The organism is Clostridium oryzae (genome assembly GCF_002029235.1).
GTDB lineage: Bacteria > Bacillota > Clostridia > Clostridiales > Clostridiaceae > Clostridium_AE > Clostridium_AE oryzae.
This window is the reverse complement of the sequence record NZ_MZGV01000051.1, coordinates 1-21,188: the sequence shown is the minus strand read 5'-3', so window position 1 is coordinate 21,188 and position 21,188 is coordinate 1. Positions and strand designations below refer to the sequence as shown.

Annotated in this window: 22 protein-coding genes, 5 tRNA genes and 1 other annotated feature (1 of these 28 running past the window's edge); of the genes, 4 read left to right on the top strand and 23 right to left on the bottom strand. The window is 33.1% G+C overall.

Annotation, left to right across the window (positions count from 1 at the left end):
- Positions 1–10: a binding site (T-box leader), on the bottom strand (it extends 209 nt beyond the left edge of the window).
- 104 nt (positions 11–114) lie between these two features.
- The 7 genes from CLORY_RS17345 to ytxC all read right to left on the bottom strand — a co-directional run bounded on the left by CLORY_RS17345 (position 115) and on the right by ytxC (position 5,473).
- Positions 115–903, bottom strand: a complete 789-nt coding sequence (locus CLORY_RS17345; RefSeq protein ID WP_079426810.1) for a TrmH family RNA methyltransferase — start codon at positions 901–903, stop codon at positions 115–117.
- 17 nt (positions 904–920) lie between these two features.
- Positions 921–1,580 carry a potassium channel family protein gene (locus CLORY_RS17340; RefSeq protein ID WP_079426808.1) on the bottom strand — a complete coding sequence of 220 codons (660 nt, stop codon included), beginning with the start codon at positions 1,578–1,580 and terminating at the stop codon, positions 921–923.
- 11 nt (positions 1,581–1,591) lie between these two features.
- Complete coding sequence (locus CLORY_RS17335; RefSeq protein WP_079426807.1) at positions 1,592–2,938, bottom strand: TrkH family potassium uptake protein; 1,347 nt, start codon at positions 2,936–2,938, stop codon at positions 1,592–1,594.
- Positions 2,939–3,156: 218 nt separating this feature from the next.
- Positions 3,157–3,516: a 50S ribosomal protein L20 gene (rplT, locus tag CLORY_RS17330; RefSeq protein ID WP_079426805.1), complete on the bottom strand. Its 360-nt coding sequence runs from the start codon at positions 3,514–3,516 to the stop codon at positions 3,157–3,159.
- A 25-nt stretch (positions 3,517–3,541) separates the two neighbouring features.
- Positions 3,542–3,739 carry a 50S ribosomal protein L35 gene (gene rpmI, locus CLORY_RS17325; RefSeq protein WP_079426803.1) on the bottom strand — a complete coding sequence of 66 codons (198 nt, stop codon included), beginning with the start codon at positions 3,737–3,739 and terminating at the stop codon, positions 3,542–3,544.
- Between the two features lie 20 nt (positions 3,740–3,759).
- Entirely contained in the window at positions 3,760–4,287 is a 528-nt protein-coding gene (gene infC / locus CLORY_RS17320; RefSeq protein WP_079426817.1) for a translation initiation factor IF-3, read from the bottom strand.
- Positions 4,288–4,582: 295 nt separating this feature from the next.
- Entirely contained in the window at positions 4,583–5,473 is an 891-nt protein-coding gene (gene ytxC, locus CLORY_RS17315; RefSeq protein WP_079426802.1) for a putative sporulation protein YtxC, read from the bottom strand.
- 294 nt (positions 5,474–5,767) lie between these two features.
- Here ytxC and CLORY_RS17310 point away from each other — a divergent pair, with 294 nt between their 5' ends.
- Entirely contained in the window at positions 5,768–6,478 is a 711-nt protein-coding gene (locus CLORY_RS17310) for a DUF6873 family GME fold protein (RefSeq protein WP_079426800.1), read from the top strand.
- A 141-nt stretch (positions 6,479–6,619) separates the two neighbouring features.
- Complete coding sequence (locus tag CLORY_RS17305) at positions 6,620–6,796, top strand: YjfB family protein (RefSeq protein WP_169911664.1); 177 nt, start codon at positions 6,620–6,622, stop codon at positions 6,794–6,796.
- A 115-nt stretch (positions 6,797–6,911) separates the two neighbouring features.
- On the opposite strand, the gene CLORY_RS17300 is transcribed toward CLORY_RS17305, so the two are convergent.
- From CLORY_RS17300 to CLORY_RS17260, 9 genes are all read right to left on the bottom strand, one after another.
- Positions 6,912–6,982 (bottom strand) — tRNA-Cys (locus CLORY_RS17300).
- An 8-nt stretch (positions 6,983–6,990) separates the two neighbouring features.
- Positions 6,991–7,062 (bottom strand) — tRNA-Gly (locus CLORY_RS17295).
- Positions 7,063–7,069: 7 nt separating this feature from the next.
- Positions 7,070–7,142 (bottom strand) — tRNA-Phe (locus tag CLORY_RS17290).
- 3 nt (positions 7,143–7,145) lie between these two features.
- Positions 7,146–7,222 (bottom strand) — tRNA-Asp (locus CLORY_RS17285).
- A 48-nt stretch (positions 7,223–7,270) separates the two neighbouring features.
- Positions 7,271–7,346 (bottom strand) — tRNA-Val (locus CLORY_RS17280).
- An 80-nt stretch (positions 7,347–7,426) separates the two neighbouring features.
- Positions 7,427–8,305, bottom strand: coding sequence for an Hsp33 family molecular chaperone HslO (hslO, locus tag CLORY_RS17275; RefSeq protein ID WP_079426795.1), 879 nt, complete (start codon positions 8,303–8,305; stop codon positions 7,427–7,429).
- Between the two features lie 10 nt (positions 8,306–8,315).
- Positions 8,316–9,059: a class I SAM-dependent DNA methyltransferase gene (locus tag CLORY_RS17270; RefSeq protein ID WP_079426793.1), complete on the bottom strand. Its 744-nt coding sequence runs from the start codon at positions 9,057–9,059 to the stop codon at positions 8,316–8,318.
- Between the two features lie 30 nt (positions 9,060–9,089).
- Positions 9,090–10,823 carry a methyl-accepting chemotaxis protein gene (locus CLORY_RS17265; RefSeq protein WP_079426791.1) on the bottom strand — a complete coding sequence of 578 codons (1,734 nt, stop codon included), beginning with the start codon at positions 10,821–10,823 and terminating at the stop codon, positions 9,090–9,092.
- A 43-nt stretch (positions 10,824–10,866) separates the two neighbouring features.
- Positions 10,867–11,106, bottom strand: coding sequence for an alpha/beta-type small acid-soluble spore protein (locus CLORY_RS17260; RefSeq protein ID WP_079426789.1), 240 nt, complete (start codon positions 11,104–11,106; stop codon positions 10,867–10,869).
- A 171-nt stretch (positions 11,107–11,277) separates the two neighbouring features.
- Between CLORY_RS17260 and dapB the strand changes: the two genes are divergently transcribed.
- Positions 11,278–12,033 (top strand): 4-hydroxy-tetrahydrodipicolinate reductase, encoded by a 756-nt coding sequence (dapB, locus tag CLORY_RS17255; protein ID WP_079426787.1) that lies wholly within the window; start codon positions 11,278–11,280, stop codon positions 12,031–12,033.
- 102 nt (positions 12,034–12,135) lie between these two features.
- Here dapB and CLORY_RS17250 read toward each other — a convergent pair whose 3' ends face one another.
- The 6 genes from CLORY_RS17250 to CLORY_RS17225 form a co-directional block, all read right to left on the bottom strand.
- Positions 12,136–13,092 carry an ABC transporter ATP-binding protein gene (locus CLORY_RS17250; protein ID WP_079426785.1) on the bottom strand — a complete coding sequence of 319 codons (957 nt, stop codon included), beginning with the start codon at positions 13,090–13,092 and terminating at the stop codon, positions 12,136–12,138.
- Entirely contained in the window at positions 13,092–14,111 is a 1,020-nt protein-coding gene (locus CLORY_RS17245; protein ID WP_079426783.1) for an ABC transporter ATP-binding protein, read from the bottom strand. The genes CLORY_RS17250 and CLORY_RS17245 overlap by 1 nt, the downstream gene beginning before the upstream one ends.
- 12 nt (positions 14,112–14,123) lie before the next feature.
- Positions 14,124–15,047, bottom strand: coding sequence for an ABC transporter permease (locus tag CLORY_RS17240; protein WP_079426781.1), 924 nt, complete (start codon positions 15,045–15,047; stop codon positions 14,124–14,126).
- 15 nt (positions 15,048–15,062) lie between these two features.
- Positions 15,063–15,995 carry an ABC transporter permease gene (locus tag CLORY_RS17235; RefSeq protein WP_079426779.1) on the bottom strand — a complete coding sequence of 311 codons (933 nt, stop codon included), beginning with the start codon at positions 15,993–15,995 and terminating at the stop codon, positions 15,063–15,065.
- Positions 15,996–16,083: 88 nt separating this feature from the next.
- Positions 16,084–17,757, bottom strand: coding sequence for a peptide ABC transporter substrate-binding protein (locus tag CLORY_RS17230; RefSeq protein WP_079426777.1), 1,674 nt, complete (start codon positions 17,755–17,757; stop codon positions 16,084–16,086).
- Positions 17,758–18,169: 412 nt separating this feature from the next.
- Positions 18,170–19,315, bottom strand: coding sequence for a pyridoxal phosphate-dependent aminotransferase (locus CLORY_RS17225; protein ID WP_079426775.1), 1,146 nt, complete (start codon positions 19,313–19,315; stop codon positions 18,170–18,172).
- Between the two features lie 160 nt (positions 19,316–19,475).
- Here CLORY_RS17225 and dapD point away from each other — a divergent pair, with 160 nt between their 5' ends.
- Positions 19,476–20,186 (top strand): 2,3,4,5-tetrahydropyridine-2,6-dicarboxylate N-acetyltransferase, encoded by a 711-nt coding sequence (gene dapD, locus CLORY_RS17220; RefSeq protein WP_079426773.1) that lies wholly within the window; start codon positions 19,476–19,478, stop codon positions 20,184–20,186.
- A gap of 140 nt (positions 20,187–20,326) precedes the next feature.
- Here dapD and CLORY_RS17215 read toward each other — a convergent pair whose 3' ends face one another.
- Complete coding sequence (locus CLORY_RS17215) at positions 20,327–20,998, bottom strand: single-stranded DNA-binding protein (RefSeq protein ID WP_079426771.1); 672 nt, start codon at positions 20,996–20,998, stop codon at positions 20,327–20,329.
- Positions 20,999–21,188 lie beyond the last annotated feature (190 nt).

The window sequence follows — 21,188 nt, the reverse complement described above, 5'->3', positions numbered from 1 at the left end:
ACATACATTTCTTATTATAAATAACTTCAACTATATACGACAAATCATAAAATATTGGGATTTGAAGTTTATATATTGTTCATTTTTATATTATAGCTTTAATTAATAAAAATATCAACTCCGATTTTTACGCTGCCTTAGGACCTCGTACATCATAAGTGCTGCAGCTATAGAGACATTTAATGACTCTGCCCCTCCAGGCATAGGTATTTTAATTAGCATGTCTGCCATAGCTTCTACTAGGTCGCTAATGCCATTTCCTTCATTTCCTACTGCTAGTATCAACTTATTATCATATGTTGCATCATAAAAATCATAATCTGCTTTCAAGGAACTTACTACCAGTTTATAGCCGCCCCTGCGTAATGCACATGTAAAATCTAGATTTTCATTATCCTCAATTAAAGGTACATAGAACACAGACCCCATAGTTGATCTAAGAGTTTTATCATTGTAAGGATCCACTGTCCCTTTTGTATATATAATTCCAGCAGCATTAACTGCATGAGCAGTTCTAATAATAGTACCCATATTACCTGGATCCTGTATATTATCAGCCAATATATACAGCTTCTCCTTTTCAGCAGTCAAATTAGTTTTACTTTTCTTAATTACTGCAGAGATACCCTGTGGTTTATCCGTATTACATATATCTCTATATAAAGAATCCTTTACCTTATAAACTCGATATTCTTTTTCAAGCATTGCTGCATATTCACTGTTTCTATTAATAAATTCATTAGATAAAAAAATCTTATCTATAATAACCCGTGCTTTTTCAGCTTCCTGAAAGAATCTAAAACCCTCTATAAAGAAACAATTACACTCATCCCTATATTTTTTTTGCTTTAATTTCTTAACTGACTTTAAAACGGCATTATCCTTACTTTGTATCAGTTCCATAATTAAACTCTCCTCTATCAGGAAATATTATGTTCAAATTTCGATAAATTTTCAGTCTTTCCAATAGCTACAATCATATCACCATTTTGAATTCTATCATCCGCCCCCGGAGAAACACTCACCTTTTCAGATCTTTTTATAGCCATAACAGTTATACCATAAACTGATCTAAGATTAAGTTCTCTCAAAGTTCTACCATTCCATTTTGAAGGACATGCCACCTCAGCTATACTATAATCAGGAGATAATTCTATAAAATCTAATATATTTGACGATACTAGATTGTGAGCCACTCTTATGCCCATATCCTTCTCAGGAAGCACTACTCGGTCAGCACCTATCTTGCGCAATAACTTAGCATGTATCTCACTATGAGCCTTTGCAATTATATATTTTACTCCTAACTCTTTTATTAGAAGAGTAGACATAACACTTGATTGTATATCTGACCCAATGGTTATGACTGCCACATCAAAGTTTTTTATTCCAAGACTTCTAAGAGACATTTCATCAGTAGCGTCCATCTGAACCGCGTGAGTAACGCTCTCTGATACTTCCTGTATTATATCTTCATTAGAATCTATAGCTAAAACATCATTGCCTAGTGAATACAGAGTCTTTGCCACTGATGAACCAAACTTACCCATTCCAATTACTACAAATTGCTTTTTTTCCATCTAAACACCTCTTAACCAACTAAAATTTTATCTTCCGGATATCTTATAGATGACTTTTTCTGTCTAGCTAGCGCTAATGCCAAAGTAAGTGGACCTACTCTTCCAAAATACATAGTGATAATTATAATTATCTTTCCTACTACAGTAAGTTTAGTAGTTAACCCCAAAGTAAGTCCAACCGTAGCAAACGCAGAAGTAACTTCATACAATATATATTCAAAAGGAGCACCCGCCTCCGTTATAGATAGCACCATAGTTACAAAAACCACTATAGTAATGCCCAAAGTTGCTATGACAAATGCTCTCATAACAGCTTCTTTTGAAATTCTTTTTCTGAATATAACAGTTTCATCTTTTCCTCTTATAAGACTAATAGCAGAAAATATAATTATTCCTAACGTAGAAGTCTTAATACCTCCTGCTGTAGAGCCCGGTGAACCTCCAATAAACATTAAAACTATAGTTAGCCATATACCCGCAGAAGTCATATCTGAAGTAATAATAGAGTTGAATCCAGCTGTTCTAGGTGTCACAGCCGCAAATATAGAATTTAGTATTTTACTGCTGGAAGTCATATTTCCTATCGTTTTGTCATTATCATATTCCACTAAAAACATCAATATAGATCCCATAATAATTAATATCAGCGAAATCATTATTACAACTTTGCTGTGCAGTGTAAGCTTCTTCATTGTCTTTTTATTGTATATATCTGCCCATACTGAAAAACCAAGACCACCAGAAATAATTAATAAAGCTATAGTTATTAATACAATCCAATTATTACTATAAGAAGTGACACTAGTAAATTCCCCTAATAAATCTATACCTGCATTACAAAATGCTGATACAGAGTGAAATATTCCGTAATATATACCTTTGAGCACACCAAAATCCTGTATAAACTGAGTGGATAATAGAAATGCACCGATTGCCTCTACAGAGAAAGTAAATACAAGAATATATTTTGCTAATTTGACTAATCCCTGGAGCTTAAAACTGTTCATGGCTTCCTGCATAACTAATCTATCACTTAGAGTAATCCTTTTTCCAAGTATTAATGCAAATAAAGTGGCAAAAGACATGAATCCTAATCCACCAATCTGAATAAGAATTAATATTATTGTCTTGCCAAAATAACTCCAATGTGTTCCTGTATCAACAGTTACAAGACCTGTTACACAAACTGCTGACGTAGATACGAATAATGAATCTATAAATGATGTATATCTGCCATTTGAGGCTGAAACAGGCAGCGTTAGAAGTACAGCTCCTATTAAAATAGTGACTGCAAATCCTATTGCAAGTATCTGAACAGGTGTAAATTTAATATATCTTTTTTTTAACTGGATCTTCACTATATCACCTCTCAAATATTATACGCAATTTTATGTATAAAATTATAGAGAAACTTATCAAGAACTTATCTTATACATACGTTAATATATGAAAGGCATTAACCCTTAGTATCTATAAGTTAGTTTCTAAAAACAGTTTCCCTATATTATAGACTTTCTGTCCTTTAAGTAATATAAAATATGTATATAAAACAAAATGCGACATACGTCGCATTATATTAAGCATTTAACTTTTTCTTAGCTATTTCAACTAATTGAGCAAATCCATTAGGATCATTTATTGCTATTTCAGAAAGCATTTTTCTGTTTATATCTATACCAGCAAGCTTAATGCCGTTCATGAATCTTGAATATGATAACCCGTTGATTCTAGCACCAGCATTGATTCTAGCAATCCATAATTTACGGAAATCTCTCTTCTTTAACTTTCTTCCAACATAAGCATTTCTTAATGCTCTTATTACACTTTCATTAGCAGTCCTGAACAACTTGCTTTTTCCACCGTAGTATCCTTTTGCAAGCTTCAATACCTTTTTATGATTCTTACGTGCATTTACTGCTCTCTTAACTCTTGCCATTTCCTTTTACCTCCTTTTGCACTTCTTAAATATATGGTAATAATTTCTTCATCACTTTTTCTTGAGTAGTTGAAACATAAGCAGTTTTTCTTAAATTTCTCTTTCTCTTAGAAGACTTCTTGTTAAGTATATGACTCTTGAAAGCCTTAGCTCTCTTTAATCTTCCTGTACCTGTTTTCTTAAATCTTTTTGCTGCCCCTCTATGGGTTTTCATTTTTGGCATTGTAAATCCTCCTCTCAAGTTTACGCTTTTTTTGGCGCCAAAATCAAAATCATATTTCTACCTTCAAGTTTTGCTGGCTTCTCAACTACACATACATCTTGAAGCTTATTAACAAAACTATCAAGTATTCTATGGCCTATATAGGAATAATCAGCTTCTCTTCCTCTAAATCTTACAGTAACTTTTACCTTGTCCTCATCCTGAAGAAATTTTCTAGCATTATTAGCCTTTATAGTTATATCATGCTCTTCAATTGTTGGACTCAGTCTTATCTCTTTGATGCTGATTACTTTCTGCTTCTTCTTAGCTTCTTTGTCTCTTTTAGATTGCTCATATATAAACTTGCCAAAATCCATTATCTTGCACACAGGCGGATTCGCTGCTGGCGAGATCATTACTAAATCTAAATCTCTCTCCTCTGCAATCTTCAAAGCTTCTTTACTTGATAGTATTCCTACCATAGAACCGTCTTCTGCTACAACTCTAATTTCTTTTTCACGAATTTCATCATTTAACTTATAGTTTTTACTTATAGTTTTCACCTCCATATATAATAAAGGATTTGTACAATTTAGCACTTATACCTGTTATACTATGTAATGCCTAACGAAAACATAATAAAATATATAATCGAAATCGCACGCTTCCCGTGTTAACGACAAGGATAGTATTATATATATATCCTCAATTATTACTCTAAAAAAAATAGAGCGACAAATAGCCGCTCTCATTTAACTCTCAAAGTAAATAACCTTACAGCAACACCGGAAGGTGAGAAACGGCTGTTTCTTCTTAACATGTTGAATTATACTCTGCTAATACCGCTTTGTCAATATTAATTTACTAAATTTTTATTTTTTCTTTTACTTCGCAGCATCTTTTACAGCCATTACAAATCTCTACTCTATCGTTAAATACATTTTTTATCGTATCAACTATCTCTTTATTAACACAGTTTCTAACTCCATGAATCACTATTTTTGCAGGAGAATTAGTTATCAACCCGCTTATAATAAGATCCTCTATATTATTATCAACTTTTTTATATTCAATCCCATCTAGAAATTCATCTAGTATATCTTTTCCATCTTTATTGGTAACCTTATACTGGCCTGCTGCATCAATAATAATATTAACTTCATCAATCCTGCTTTCCTGTATTTCCACAAAGTATTTTAGCAGTTTTATAAACTCATTATACTCCTTTTCTACCATATATCTTTCTACTATTTTATCAATAATCACTTCCATATCCTTAAATAATTCCTTTGTCCTGAAGGTTATAAACCCATCTACGTTTATAGTTCTATTTTCCTCAATACAATGAACAATTTTCTCAATTATTGCATTTCGTCTATTCATACAAAATATACCGCTATCATCCAGTAAGAGTTCATCTCCATTAAGAACTTTCACACATAGTAATTCTATTTCTTGAAGCTCATCAGCCTTTAGAAAAAAATAGCTATCGTTTAAAAAGCAAGTCATATTTTTATCATAAAATTCAGTAGCCATAACTTTATATAATATATCTGCAATATACAGATTGAATATATTAATCATTTTATTTGAAACTTCATCGTCTCCACAAAATATCTTTACAAAATGAGTTCTGTTCTCCATGCTTTCCGATATACCTATAGTGATATTCCTATCTCTGAATCTGTCTTTAATAAGGTTTATATCACTTATGAACCTTTTTTCTCCTTCGTAAATCAACGTTAAAAGCAGCATTTGTTCCACTCCTTTCTAAAACTAGTATGTGTTTTATATGAATGTATATGCAATAAAATTTCTACAGTTATCGACAATGATAATTATTAAAAGTAATGAATTTAGCATTTCAAAAGAAATCTTCACTACAATTTAGATGAATCTATTTTTCAACTTTTTTGTATTTAAATTTACTAATTTACTCATAATTATTAATGCTTAATATAAAAATCTATAGATAAAGGTTGGTATTTCCATTATCTATGTATCGATCATATGGTAAAATTGAATATATGATTTTTAGAATTTTACGAGGTGATAACAATAAAAACATGTGTTGTAGATTATAGAACTTCAGAAAAAGAATTAAACAGTCTGGTAGGTTTGGGATTTTCTCCGATTTGCTGTCCTCCTTGTCCAAATCTTTATACTTCTGTGTGTGGACATCCAGATATGCAAATGTTTTTTCCAGATTCCAAAACGGTAATAGTTCAAAAACAAATATCAAAAAAATTCATTGAGCACTTGCAATATGCTGGTATTGAAATTTTACACTCTGAAAATAATCTCACGGATAAATACCCTTATGATATAATATTAAATGCCTTCATAGTAGGTGACTTTTTTGTACATAACATAAAATTTACCGATAAGACAATAATAGATTATTTAGGTAGCAATAAAAAGTTCGTATCTGTAAAACAAGGCTACTCAAAATGTTCTACACTAGTTATTAATGATTCTGCTGTTATTACTAATGACGTTACTATCGCTAAGGCATTAAAAGATATTGGTATTGACGTACTTCTGCTTCCGCATGGTAATATAACTCTTAAAGGACTTGATTACGGTTTTATTGGCGGAGCCTCAGGCATTTTAGATGATGGTTCTGTGGCGTTTTTTGGAAATATTAATAGATACACTTATGCAAACGACGTTAAAGACTTTCTTAAAAAATACAATATGGATATATACTGTCTTTACGATGGACCGCTTATTGATAGAGGAACTTTATTTTGTATATAAAATAGCTATGAATTTCAATTTTTCTTTTTTGTAGAACTCTGTCATATTAAGAAATATTTTTTAATGTTTCATCTAATATTATTAAAGTTTTTCTTGAATTTATCGACAATAAATTATAATAATCAGAAGGAGGTATGTTATATGGATATAAGTCAATTAACTTCAATGGCCAATCAAACATCTATAAGTGATGTAATAGGAATTTCTCTTTTAAAAAAATCAATGGATTCATTTGCTCAGACTAGTACCAATATGACCGAAATGCTAGCGGCAAGCGTAGATCCTAATCTTGGTAAAAACTTAGACGGATATGCATAGAAAACAAAAGATAGTGGCATACGGCAACTAATCCCGTTCCTTAAGACTAAAAAACCGCTTATACAATGATTATAATTAAATCATCATATAAGCGGTTTTTCTGATATTAAATTTAAGGCGCCACCCAGATTTGAACTGGGGATGAAGGTGTTGCAGACCTCTGCCTTACCACTTGGCTATAGCGCCGTGCACTAAGCGAAAGACGGGACTCGAACCCGCAACTTTCACCTTGGCAAGGTGACACTCTACCATTGAGTCACTTCCGCAAAGAAGTGGCCAGACCAGGAATCGAACCAGGGACACGAGGATTTTCAGTCCTCTGCTCTACCGACTGAGCTATCTGGCCATGTGGCGACCCAGAAGGGGATCGAACCCTCGACCTCCGGCGTGACAGGCCGGCACTCTAACCAGCTGAGCCACTGGGCCACAAAACAAAAGGGACATATAACATGTTCCCGCGACTTTATAAACTAATGGTGGGCACAACAGGGCTCGAACCTGTGACCCTCTGCTTGTAAGGCAGATGCTCTCCCAGCTGAGCTATGCGCCCATCAGCTCCTCAAGACAAATATTATTATAATTGCCTCAAGGAAGATTGTCAACATTTTTTTTCAATAAATAAAAATATTTTTATATTTTGGCTAATAAGCTGCCTATCTCCTCATGAGTAAATTCATAGGATTTATTACAGAAGTGACATTTTAATTCTTCTGATTTTCCATCTTCATATATCTCATTAAGCGTTTCTCTGCCTAAACTAATAAGAGCTTTTTCAACCTTTTCTCTGCTACAGTCACAACTGAAACAAGCTTTACGTTCACTATTTAAGTGCATATCCATGTCTTCAAATATATACTCGATGATTTGATTTATATTCTTACCTGAGCTTAGCATTTCAGTTATAGACGGCATTTCTTCAATTCTGTAATTTAATAAATCTGCTGCCAAATCATCTGCTCCTGGCAGCATTTGAATTATAAATCCACCAGCAGCTTTAATCGTTAAATCCTTATTTACAAGAACGCCTACACCTACGGCTGAAGGAGTCTGCTCAGATTTTGTAAAATAATATGCTAGGTCATCCCCTATCTCACCGCTGACGATAGGAATCTGTCCTACATAGGGCTCTCTAAGTCCCATATCCTTAATTACTGTAAGTGTTCCATCTTTACCTATAGCTCCTCCAACATCCAGTTTGCCTTTTGAATTTGCTGGTAAATCTACTGATGGATTTACTATATAACCTTTTACTCTTCCATCGGGATAAGCTGTAGCAAGTACAGTGCCACTTGGTCCTTTTCCATTAATCTGAACTGTAAGTACATCAGTATCATTTTTAAGCATAGCTCCCATAATAAGTGCAGATGTGAGCATTCTACCTAAAGCAGCTGCTGCCGTAGCACTACAGTTATGAAGTTCAGACGCTCTATTTACAAGTTTAGTAGTTTCAGCTGCTAGAAATCTTACATTACCATTTAATGCAGTTCCGGTTATAATTTTATCTGTCATAGTCTTCTCCTCAAATCCCTTTCTTAACTATAAATGTTATTCTTTCAGTATCTTTCGAAATAGATTTTTCACTGTAGTTATCTAATTTACAAATAACATTAAGATTATTTTTCTTAAGTGTTTCCTCAATTTCACTAATCGTATATATTCTTTCTTCATGAAATTCTTCAAATCTCTCATATAGATTATCGTGTTTCACAAAAAAAGTAATATCCATAGTAACCTTGTTATTGTCTAAAGTATTCTCCCATAAGTATACCACATCTTCAGTATTATATGTAAACACATTGTTTCCTAATATTTTTTCTAATTTATACGCACTATTAATATCAAATATAAATAATCCTTCATCCTTGATATGTTTTGATATTGCTTGAATAAAGTTCTGCAGCATACCATCTTCTGTAAGATAATTAGTGCAATCCAGTACACAAGTAATCAAATCAAATTTTCTATTTAAATTAAGATATTCCATGTCCTGGCATATAAATTTAAACTTTTTTCTTGTGTTTGTAAGTTTATCAGAAGCTTTGATTAACATCTCTTCAGAATTATCCACACACCAACATTCTCTGAAAAATTTACCCACCTCTAATGCCATATTGCCTGTACCACAACCAACATCAAGATAGTCTAATTCATGAACATTATTTTTTTTACAATGATCTAATATGACTTTTGCCCACTTTTCGTAGTCTACATCTTCTCTAATAAGTCCATCGTATATACTAGCAAACTTTTTATATGCTTCCAACAACTATCACTCCTAATGCAGCTATTAAAACTATATTTTGAATTTGTTAACCATTTTATTAAGCTTCTCAGCCATCCTTGACTGTTCTTCAGCAGATTTAGCTACTTCATCTACAGCTGATGCTATTCTGTTAAGGCTGGATTGAATTTCCTGAGAACCTGAAGCAGCCTCCTCTGCAGTAGCTGAGACCGTCTGTATTGATTGATTTACCTGACCAATAACTTCATCTATCTGTGTTGAGGATGTAGCTATTCCATCAACTATACCATCTATAAATTCAGCATCCTTTTCATACTGTATCCCTGTATTCATAAGAAGTTCATAAGATGGTTTTACATTGTCAGCCATGTATTTCAATACTTCTTGTCCACTTACAGTCAACTTATCTACAGCTTTAATAACCTGAGATACCATGTTCTGTATATTAACAACAGCATCAGAAGATTGCTCAGCTAATTTTCTAACTTCATCAGCAACAACTGAAAAACCTTTTCCATGTTCTCCTGCCCTAGCTGCCTCAATTGCAGCATTTAATGCTAATAAATTAGTCTGCTCTGCTATACTCCCTATAGATTCTGCCATAGCCTTAACCTGTTCAACAACTTTTATATCCTGAATGGCACTTTCAATATTATTTTTGTTTAATTCGTATGTAGTATTTCCCTCTTCTATATTTTTAGATGCCTTTTGTTTTATGCCTAATGCTCTTTCTTTTATTTGTTCTACTGATTCCGTGGCCTTCGCTGCTCTGCTTGATAGCTCTCCAACATTAGCACCTATCTCTTCTACTGACGCTGTTACTTCTTCAGTAGTAGCTGAAAGTTCTTGGGAGCCTTCAGAAATTTGTTCTGCAGACTCATTAATCATTGACATCTTATCTGAAACATCTGATGTTGCGGCAGATAGTTCTGTAGTCACTGCATTTATTTCTCCTGAACTACTGATAATATTATCAATAAGTTCCCTAACATTATTTCTTGCTTTATTCAGCATGTCACCTAATGTACCTATTTCATCGTTATGTTTAACCTCTATTGTATAAGTCAAATCGCCTTCACCCATAGCTCTTGCGAATTTAACTACTTCAGCTAATCTTTTTGAAATCATCATTGCAGTAATTACACCTACCACTATAGCAAGAAACAAACCTGCTGCAGATACCACAGCTATCAAAACAACAGAAACAATAAATGTACTCTGGCTATTTTTGTATGAGGTTAACGCTTGATTCCTATTTTTAGAAATAAGTTTATCAAAATCTGAGTATAGATTGCTTTGATTATCCATCAGTGATAAGTTTGCTTCTGCACTATCATAATTACCATTATTAATGCTATCTATAATATTATCATAGATTTTTTGGTAATCACTTACATCATTATTAAGCATAACAAAATTTGCTTGTTGATCTTTCATAAGATATTTCTTTTTATATTCAATTAATATATTACTATTTTTCTTAGATAATTTGTTTATCTCATTTATGAGGCTAGTTACTGCATATTTAGAATTTTTAAATTTTACCAACTTGAACACGTCATATCTTATATCTCCAATATTTTGTCTCAATGTAGTCAAATCCTCTACAGATTTCATGTTATAGTCATATATAGATTTAGCGTTTCTATTAATTGAGTTCATGTTAATAAGTCCAATTATTCCAGCCACCGCAATAAGCATAGCTATAACTGTAAATGAAATAATAAGTTTATGTGAAATTTTTATATTGATTTTATTACTAGGAAATCCTATTTTTCTTTTCATTGTTTTACCCCCATTGCTACATGTACTATAATAAATTTACTTTTTAAATATCTCTATTGGGAGGCATATTGTTCTTTTTCTTTCTGCTCGTCATCATTCCGCCTATCCTTCCAGTTTCTTCTGAAGTTAATGCACTCCATCCATATTTATTCACTTTCTCAGTCAGTCCAAGTTCTTCTGCTATTTCATACTTAAGTTTTTCCCTCAATTTTTCATTTTCATTTAACTCCCTATTAGCCTTTAACTTTGCTTTAATTACCTTCTTTAATGGCGTTTTCCCCATAATTACCACCTTCTGTAAAAAAAATTATTTTATACATAATATTTTTTACTATAAAAATATATTTATTCAGTATGGTTTGAAAAAAACGTATATTAGTTATATAATTTCTTTATTATAATTTATCGCATATAGCAATATAAATTATTATAAATGAATTCAAGGAGGCTAATTATGCTAAAAATTTTATTAAACGGCTGCAACGGAAGAATGGGAAAAGTCATTTCAAATCTCGCTGCAAATAATAATTCTATAGATATCATCGCTGGTATAGATCCTACCGGCATAAAATCAGATAATTATCCTGTATATAAAGAAATATCTGAATTCAAAGATGGCTGTGATGTCATACTAGATTTCAGTAATGCCAATTCCTTAGCTGCAGTATTAAACTTTGCTGAAACTAATAGTATACCTACAGTTCTCTGTACTACAGGCTATAATCAGCAGCAGCTTGACGATATAAAATCATCTAGCGAAAAAGTTGCTATATTCAATTCTTCAAACATGTCAATTGGTATAGGTATATTATCCTATATGTTAAAGAAAATATCACCTATGCTTTACAATGATTTCGACATTGAAATCATTGAAAAACATCACAATCAGAAGTTAGATTCACCTAGTGGTACAGCCATAATGCTTGCCAATGCCATAGAAAATTCCATAGATTCCGATGTGGAATACAAGTACGGAAGAAAAGGTATGGCAAAGCGAGCAAAAAATGAGATAGGCGTTCATGCTATCAGAGGCGGCAGCATAGTAGGTGAGCATGAAATAATTTTTGCCGGTTTAGGTGAAACTATAGAATTAAAGCATACAGCGCTTTCTCGTGATGTATTTGCTGTTGGAGCTATTAAAGCTTGCAAGTTTATTGCAACTAAACATTCTGGACTTTTTAATATGGATGATCTTTTGTCTATAAAATAATTAAACCAAGTTAATATTAATTGTCTCTGATATTCAGCTAAACTGTATTCTCACTAACTTAAAAACTAAAATTAAGCCACCTGGATCACAGGTGGCTGTTTTTTATAGTAAATGACATGCAACAAAATGATCCTTTTCAATTTCCTTAAATTTCGGCATGGTCTGTGAGCATTCTGGTTTAGCATACTTGCATCTTTGAGCAAAACGACAACCAGGTGCTGGATTTATTGGACTTGGCACTTCACCCTCAAGTTTTATTCTATTTCTACTTTTCTCAACCTTAGGATCTGGAATAGGTATTGCTGAAAGCAAAGCCTGTGTATATGGATGCAATGGTTTTGCATATAATGCCTCACTGCTTGCAAGTTCTACCATTGTCCCTAAATACATAACACCAACTCTATCTGATATATGTTTTACCATTGATAAATCATGTGCTATAAAAAGATACGTTAGTCCCATTTCCTGTTGAAGTTTAATTAATAAATTAACAACCTGTGCCTGAATGGAAACATCCAACGCAGAAATAGGTTCATCGCATACAATAAATTTAGGTTCTACAGCTAATGCTCTTGCGATTCCTATTCTCTGTCTCTGCCCACCCGAAAATTCATGCGGGAATCTTGATGCATGTTCTCTATTAAGTCCTACCAATGAAAGCAGTTCATGTATTCTGTCCATTCTCTCTTGCCCCGTATACATATGGTGAATATCTATACCTTCTGCAATTATATCAGCGACAGTCATCCTTGGATTTAATGAAGCATAAGGATCCTGGAATATCATCTGAACCTTTTTAGTAAAGTCAAGTTTCTGGGCTCTCGTTTTTGTAGAAACTTTCTTACCTTCAAATAACATTTCACCTTCAGTAGGTTCATAAAGACCGACTATGGTTCTTCCGCAAGTTGTCTTACCACAGCCAGACTCTCCAACTAAACCTAAAGTCTCACCTTCTCTTATAAATAGGCTTACATCATCAACGGCCTTTAAAACTGCATTATGCCCAACATGGAAATATTTCTTTAAATTTTTGACTTCAATTAAATTGTTCTGCTCCATTATTTATTCACCTCCATTGTAAAAGGGGATTCAACCTTAGGTGCTGAAGGATGCTTCAACCAGCAAGAAACACTATGTTCTTCAGTAATAGTTGTAACCTCTGGCATCTGTTCTTGACAAATAGGCATCGCATATTTACAACGTGTTACAAATGGACAGCCTACTGGAGGCTTAAGTAAGTCAGGAGGCGTACCCTGAAGCGAATACAATTCTGCCTTGTTTGATGTTCCAAGCCTTGGAACTGACTGTAAAAGCGCCCAAGTATAAGGATGTTGAGGATTATAAAAAATATCTTCCGTCTTTCCTCGTTCTATAATTAAACCTGAATACATAACCTGAATTCTTTGAGCTATATTAGCAACAACACCTAAGTCATGCGTTATCATTATTATTGATGTTCCAAATTTATTCTGAAGCTCCTGCATTAACTCTATAATCTGAGCCTGTATCGTAACATCCAATGCTGTAGTTGGTTCATCAGCAATTAATATCTTAGGACTACAGGATAATGCCATAGCTATCATTGCTCTCTGCCTCATTCCACCTGAAAACTCGTGAGGATACTGATTCACCCTCTTATCGGCATTAGGTATATTAACCATTTCGAGCATTTTTGTTGCTTCCTTAAAAGCTTCCTTTTTTCCCATTCCTTTATGAATAACCAAGCTCTCAGCGATCTGCTTTCCTACCTTCATTGTAGGATTTAAGGAAGTCATAGGATCCTGAAAAATCATACTGATTTCTCCGCCCCTTATACTTCTCAAAGTTTTTTCGTCCATCTTCACAAGATCCTTACCATTGTAAAGAATTTCAGAACCTTCTTTTATTTCTCCAGGAGGTGTTTGTATCAGCCTCATAATAGCTTTAGAGGTTACAGATTTTCCGCAGCCGGATTCTCCAACTACAGCTAATGTTTCACCTTCATTTAAATGAAAATCAATCCCTCTTACAGATTGAACTTCTCCTGCATAGGTATGATAAGATACTCTAAGATTTTTTACTTCTAATATTTTTCCCATAATTCTGCCTCCTTACTGACGCTGCTTAGGATCAAGTGCATCATTTAAACCATCACCTAATAAGTTAAATGCTAGCATGATCAAACATATTATTAGAGAAGGCCAGAATAACTGATACGGATAAAATTGAAAATTGGCTTGTCCAGATGAACACAAAGCACCTAAGCTAGTGTTAGGTGATTGAATACCCAATCCAATATAACTTAGGAATGCTTCTGCGAATATATATGAAGGTATTGCGAAAGTTATATCAACAATAATAATACCGATAGTATTTGGCAATAAGTGCTTCAAAATTACTCTAGCTGGGCTTCCACCTAATGCTTTTGAAGCCAAAACATATTCCTGTTCCTTAAGAGACAGTATTTGTCCCCTTATAAGTCTTGCCATTCCAGTCCATCCAGTAGCTGCTAATGCTATAATCATAGGTATAATTCCACGCTGACCCATAACAATCATTATAAATAATACCACTAATAGGTATGGAATACTGTTTAATATTTCTACAATTCTCATCATTATATCATCAACAATTCCACCCATATAAGCAGAAATTCCACCATACAATGAACCTATTATCAATTCAATAGCCGCACCAGCAAGTCCTATAATCATAGAACTTCTTGTTCCATACCAAACTCTTACCCACAAATCTCTACCTATACTATCAGTACCAAACCAATGTACTGAATTAGGTTTATGATTTCTAACAGCTGTATCTACTTCGTTGATTCCAAATTTAGATCTAAAATATGGTGCAATAATACACATTATAGCTAAAAATAACAACAAAAATAGAGAGAAAACGGCAACTTTATTTTTCTTAAGTCTTCTCCATGCATCTTGAAAATATGTTAAATTCGGTCTGGAAATCTCTTCTGCATTGAAGCCTTCACATCCGATTATTTTAAACTTTTCCTTTGATAACTCTGCCACAATTTTTCCTCCTATCTATTTACTTCCTGCTAATTTAACTCGTGGATCAATTATCACATATAATACATCAACTACAAATACAGACACTATATATAATATTGCAACAAAAATCGTAGTACCAAGAATTACAGGATAATCTCTATTAGATATACAAGAAATAAAATACCTACCAATACCTGGTATACTAAATACAGACTCAATAACAAAAGTGCCGGTAAATATAGAGGCAATCTGTGGTCCAAGCATTGTTATAGTAGGTGTAATGGCATTTCTCATAACATGATGTGTTAACATTCCAGTATTAGAAACACCTTTCGCTTTAGCTGTAAGAATATAATCCTGATTTAAAACCTCAGATGCACTGCTTCGCATAAATCTACCATAGGTAGCTATGGTAGCAAAGCTTAATGATAGCGCCGGAAGTACCATATACTTGATTCCTCCCCAGCCAGTAGTCGGAAACATATGCAATTTTACAGTTAAGTAGTATTGAAACAACGCCGCCAATACAAAACTCGGGACAGTTATACCAAGTATAGCCAAAAACATTACCAAGTAATCAGGCCAATGTCCTTTCTTCAGCGCAGCAATTATTCCTAAAGCTAGTCCTACTACCAGTCCTAAAATTATGGATACCATCCCCAATTGTGCCGATACAGGAGATTGCTTTTTTATGATGTCATTAACAGTTGTACCTGGATAAACATATGATTCGCCTAAATCTAATCTAGTAACAAGCCCCTTCATGTAAATTATATACTGTTGAAATAGAGGTTTATCTAAACCATATTTTTGGTACAGATTTTTTCTTGTCTGTGCCGGCAGCCTTCTGCCCACTGAAGCTAACGGATCACCTTTTGCTGCATGCATCAAACAAAAAGTCAAAGTAATAACTACCCAAATTGTAAGTAGCATATAAAAGAAACGTTTAACAATAAATTTGAGCATTTTATACCTCCTAAGTATATTTATATACATAGTAAAGCAGGGAAAACCCCTGCCGTACTATAAATCCAAATATTGTTATTTTTTAAACTTATCTGCCTTGAGTGTACATATATTTCCACTCAGATGCTCCAGGTCCTAAGAATGATATATAGTTATAATTTTTAACATATTTATATACAAATGGACTAGCTGTTCTAAACACTGTTGGAATTATAACTGCGTTATCATTAATAAGAATCTTTTCAGCTTTCTGGAAATCAGCTAATCTCTTAGCTTGGTCTGTAGTATTCTTTGCATCGTCCACTAATGCATCATACTCTTTGTTGCTCCAATTTGTTGGAACAACACCAGCACCAGTCTGGAACATATCAAAGAAGGTCATTGGATCATTGTAATCTGCACCCCAGTTCATACCTGCCATTTCATATTTTGAGTTATTTACATCATCTGTGAACTGAGCCCATTCTTCAGCAGCAACTTTTACGTTAATGCCAAGATTCTTTTTATAATTACTGATTACCCAATCTGCCATCTCTTTAGATCTGCTATCGGTTCCACCAGATAAATAAGTTACTTTAACTTTAGAAGGATCTGTGCTCATACCTAACTCTTGTAATCCTTTCTTTAATAAAGCTTTTGCTTCAGTAGCATTGTCCTTCATGAATTCAGGTGCTTTTTGTCTATAGTTATCATCTCCTATAGATATAGTATCTGGAACCCAAGAATAAGCAGCCTTTCCTGTTCCCTGCCAAAAAGCTTTTATTTGATCAGGATGATTGTATGCTAATAAAAATGCTTTTCTTACATTAGCATTAGAAAATAATTTAACCTTCTGATTGAAGAACTCATAGTTAGTACCAGTTTCTGAATAAGTGTATCCCTTTAATTTGTCATTAGTCTTCAATTTATCCATCCATTCCTGAGTAGGTGCGCCGGCTATATCAAGTTCACCATTCATCAAGGAATTCATTCTAGCTGATTCATCAGGCATAAACTTAACAGTTACCTTCTGCAATTTAACAGTTTTCTTATCCCAGTAACTATCATTCTTTGAAAGTTTAACCTGCGCTCCCATCTGTATTGAATCTACTTTAAAAGGTCCGGAATAAACCATAGAATCAGCGGTTGTTCCATATTTATCACCATACTTTTCAACTATATCCTGTCTTTGAGGTGTAAATAATTTACCTGATAATAGTTTTTCAAAATATGTGCATGGTTTATCTAAAGTTATAACCAATGTTTTATCGTCAGTAGCCTTTACACCAACATCATCAGCTGATCCTTTTCCAGCATTATATGCTGCTGCTCCCTTTATACCAGCGCCTGTAAGAAGGTAGGCATATATAGAAGCTGTTTTTTTGTCTAATGTTCTCTTTATAGAGTACTCATAATCCTTAGCAGTTACAGCTTTACCATCTGACCACTTATTAGGTCTGATTGTAAATGTCCAAGTTTTTCCATCCGAAGAAACTTTCCAGTCACTTGCACCAGCTTTTGTCATAATATCTTTACCATTTACTATTTTTTCTCTTCCAAGAGTTTCCTGTGCTTCCTGATCAATATTACCGGAATATCCGTCGCTGGACTTTGATGGATCAAGAGTCTTTACATCATTAACATTAAACGCAACTGTAAGATGCTGATCCTTGTCGATACCGGATGAACTTCCGCCTGCTGTTTTTTTACTTGCACAGCCCGCAAATAAAGATGATACCATCGCCACACTTAGCACAGCGACCATCAGTTTTGATTTTTTCATGTGAATTTCCCCCTTTTTTAATGAAAAATATATATTTATATAATCAATATATATGGCTTATTTTATTGTTGCTTATTAAAAATGCATTAAATCTAACTAAATAATTCATATGTAGAATTTAGAAATTAGTTGTGTAAAGCCGTTTAAAGATTTCACTCGTAATTTTTTGTTAATAAGCAAGCTTTAATGTAAATTATCTTAGCACAGTTCGTAAAATATGTCAATTGGGAACAGACTCAGTATTTTTTTTACAAATTCATCAATAGCACATGGTAATATATATTAATTTATAAAATTATGTCCAACTGAAAAGGTTTTTATTTTGAAATTAATAACACAAATTTATTCATTTTTCTCAAATTATAATTATTATATATTTTGCATTAATATACTGCAAAAGTTGTATTTTATCCTATTTCTGATTGCTAATTTTATATATCAATGCTTCGATTCTGTCCATCGCTTCTTCTATTACACTTAGGCTGCAGCAATAAGACATCCGTATGTATCCTTCTCCTCCAAGTCCAAAGGCTGTTCCTGGCACTGCCGCTACTTTTGCTTCATACAACATTTTATCGCAGAAATCTTCGCTGCTCATTTTAAACTTTTTTATATCAGGGAAGATATAAAATGCCCCAGATGGTTTTATAACATTAAAACCTAATCCTATTAGCCTTTCACAAATATAATCTCTTCTCTTTAAAAGTTCCTCATTAATATATGCTATATGGTATTTACACTTTTTTAGTCCTTCCAATGCTCCCCATTGAGCAATTGAGGGTGCACAAGATACTGCATTCTGATGTACCTTGACAAATTCCTTAATTATATTCCTTTTAGCACATACAAAACCTGTTCTAAGTCCCGTCATAGAGAACATCTTAGAAAAACCGCCTATTAGGATAATTTTATCTAATATGTCTTTTTTCTGTGCTATGGAGTAGTATTCTTCAAAGCATATAGAACTGTACATTTCATCACTGATAACCATAATATCATTTTGTTCTACGACTTCACATAGTTTTTGCCATGTATTTTTATCGAGAACTTTTCCAGTAGGATTGTTTGGATATGATACTACTAACAATTTAGGTTTCTTACTTTTTATTGTATCTTCTATAGCTTTAATATCTAATGAAAGATCTTCCTTTAACGGAGTTGTTAGTACTTCTCCTCCTAGAATTTTAATTGTATTTGAATATGCAGGATAATTTGGAGTTGGCACAATGACACTATCCCCTTTTTCAAGCAATGTTTCTAGTGCTGCAAATATGCCTTCACTGCCTCCAACGGTTATACATATTTCATCAGTATCAAAATATATATTTTTGTTTTTCAGAAATAAACTTATTTCCTTTCTAAGCTCCTCTAATCCTATATTAGATGTATACCTAGTCTTATTTTCCTCAATGCTGCGTATCATGGCTTCTTTTATCTCTATCGGAACATTAAAATCAGGTTCACCAATAGTCATGTTTATTGCTTCTGGCACTTTAATAGCTTTCTCGTGTATTCTCCTTATACCAGAAATTGCGATTTTCTCTAGATTTCTATTCATTAGCTAATCACTCCAAAATAATTTGTTTTATACTCTTTATAAATATACTCTTTTCTTTAATAATGTACAATATTTATCCATATAACTTTATTTATTGATCTATTTTTATTATAATTATTCATATGTAACTAATACAAAATTTGTTGAAAGGATTGATAACATGCAGTACAATTTGACAGACCCATATGAAATAGCTAGATACATAAAGGACGCAAAGAAATCTACTCCCGTTAAAGTCTACGTTAACGGCGACCTTTCCGATTGTGATTTTTCTAATATCGAGTCATATGGTTCAGATAACTTTTTTATTTTATTTGGAGAAAGTAGTGAAATATTGCCTTTCATTGAAAAATATAAAGATAAAATAAAGCATTTCAGATTAGAAAATGACAGACGTAACTCAGCCATACCTACTCTTGATCTATTAAAGATAGATGCGAGAATTGAGCCCGGTGCAATAATAAGAGACAAAGTAATTATCGGTAAAAATGCGGTTATAATGATGGGAGCTGTGATCAATATAGGTGCTGAAATAGGCGAAGGTACAATGATTGATATGAATGCAGTAGTAGGAGCCAGAGGTAAATTAGGCAAGCGCGTACATCTAGGAGCAGGAGCAGTAGTTGCAGGAGTCTTGGAACCACCTAGTAAATCCCCTTGTGAAATAGGTGATGATGTATTGATTGGCGGAAACTCCGTAATACTAGAAGGTGTTAAAATAGGAAACAGATCGGTAGTTGCCGCTGGCTCAGTTGTAACTGAAGATGTACCTGAAGGCGTAGTTGTAGCTGGAAGTCCAGCTAAGATAGTAAAATATGTTGATGATAAGACTAAAAATAAAACTCAAATTCTAGATGATCTGCGAAAATAAATATAATAACGCATACTAACTAGAAATAAAGCTTATATATTAATATAAAAGACACTTTATGAGAAGTTCATACCCCTCAGAAGTGTCTTTTATGCAGTACAAGTTATGAATCCATAATAGGCTCATCTTTACATATTTTATTATATGATATCTTTTTCGCTACTACTATCTTCTGCGCCCATCATTACTGATTCTTTATTTACTTTTTCCATTTTCGATATTGATACCTCATAAGCTACCTTTTTAATTACATTATCTTCTGTAATTTTTTTCTGATATTCTCTACTTTGAAGTCTACCCCATATTCTTATATTATCACCTACCGTAAGAGTCTGACAGAATCTAGAATTTCTTCCCCAAGCAATAGTTGGTATGTAATCAGATTTGTTATAGGCTCTATTAACGGCTAGAAGCATGTCTGCAATTTCTCTGCCAAAAGGTGTAGTCCTATAGACCGGTGGTTTACAGATGAAACCATCTAAAAATATCTGATTAGGATTCTTGCTTCTTTCAAAGCATTCAGTTAAATTTCTTGCAAAGACAGTAAGTATTAATCTGTTAGAACCATCTACAAATTTGTTGTAGGATCTGAGCTGTCCTTCTACGATAATGTCACTTCCAACTTTAAATTCTATCCCTGTAAGCAGTCTTTCCGATATAGTTACTGAAAGTACATCTTTCGTATCACTTAATCTTGGAACCTCCAAATCAAAAACATAAAATCCTTCACCATACATTTCATGGCTATAAGCTAAATCTGATATAACCTTTCCTTCAAGGTAAATTTTATTATTTAGCATTAAGTTATCCATATTATTTCCTCTCTCCCTTGGTTTTTTATTGATTTTCTTATAAGTAATATTTATTCCTAAGTTAAATAAAATATTACAAATTTTAAATTATAACTTTATGCGATACACTCTCTTTTTCTCTCTATTCCATTATAATACATTTATGGTATGAAATTCAATTAAAATTTAAAATTTGTATATACTGTTAAAT

Coding starts and splice junctions, on each gene's coding strand:
- CLORY_RS17345 (WP_079426810.1), bottom strand. CDS start 903: ATGGAACTGATACAAAGTAAGGATAATGCCGTTTTAAAGTCAGTTAAG.
- CLORY_RS17340 (WP_079426808.1), bottom strand. CDS start 1,580: ATGGAAAAAAAGCAATTTGTAGTAATTGGAATGGGTAAGTTTGGTTCA.
- rplT (WP_079426805.1), bottom strand. CDS start 3,516: ATGGCAAGAGTTAAGAGAGCAGTAAATGCACGTAAGAATCATAAAAAG.
- rpmI (WP_079426803.1), bottom strand. CDS start 3,739: ATGCCAAAAATGAAAACCCATAGAGGGGCAGCAAAAAGATTTAAGAAA.
- infC (WP_079426817.1), bottom strand. CDS start 4,287: ATGGAGGTGAAAACTATAAGTAAAAACTATAAGTTAAATGATGAAATT.
- ytxC (WP_079426802.1), bottom strand. CDS start 5,473: ATGCTGCTTTTAACGTTGATTTACGAAGGAGAAAAAAGGTTCATAAGT.
- CLORY_RS17305 (WP_169911664.1), top strand. CDS start 6,620: ATGGATATAAGTCAATTAACTTCAATGGCCAATCAAACATCTATAAGT.
- hslO (WP_079426795.1), bottom strand. CDS start 8,305: ATGACAGATAAAATTATAACCGGAACTGCATTAAATGGTAATGTAAGA.
- CLORY_RS17265 (WP_079426791.1), bottom strand. CDS start 10,823: ATGAAAAGAAAAATAGGATTTCCTAGTAATAAAATCAATATAAAAATT.
- CLORY_RS17260 (WP_079426789.1), bottom strand. CDS start 11,106: ATGGGGAAAACGCCATTAAAGAAGGTAATTAAAGCAAAGTTAAAGGCT.
- dapB (WP_079426787.1), top strand. CDS start 11,278: ATGCTAAAAATTTTATTAAACGGCTGCAACGGAAGAATGGGAAAAGTC.
- CLORY_RS17250 (WP_079426785.1), bottom strand. CDS start 13,092: ATGGAGCAGAACAATTTAATTGAAGTCAAAAATTTAAAGAAATATTTC.
- CLORY_RS17245 (WP_079426783.1), bottom strand. CDS start 14,111: ATGGGAAAAATATTAGAAGTAAAAAATCTTAGAGTATCTTATCATACC.
- CLORY_RS17235 (WP_079426779.1), bottom strand. CDS start 15,995: ATGCTCAAATTTATTGTTAAACGTTTCTTTTATATGCTACTTACAATT.
- CLORY_RS17230 (WP_079426777.1), bottom strand. CDS start 17,757: ATGAAAAAATCAAAACTGATGGTCGCTGTGCTAAGTGTGGCGATGGTA.
- CLORY_RS17225 (WP_079426775.1), bottom strand. CDS start 19,315: ATGAATAGAAATCTAGAGAAAATCGCAATTTCTGGTATAAGGAGAATA.
- dapD (WP_079426773.1), top strand. CDS start 19,476: ATGCAGTACAATTTGACAGACCCATATGAAATAGCTAGATACATAAAG.
- CLORY_RS17215 (WP_079426771.1), bottom strand. CDS start 20,998: ATGGATAACTTAATGCTAAATAATAAAATTTACCTTGAAGGAAAGGTT.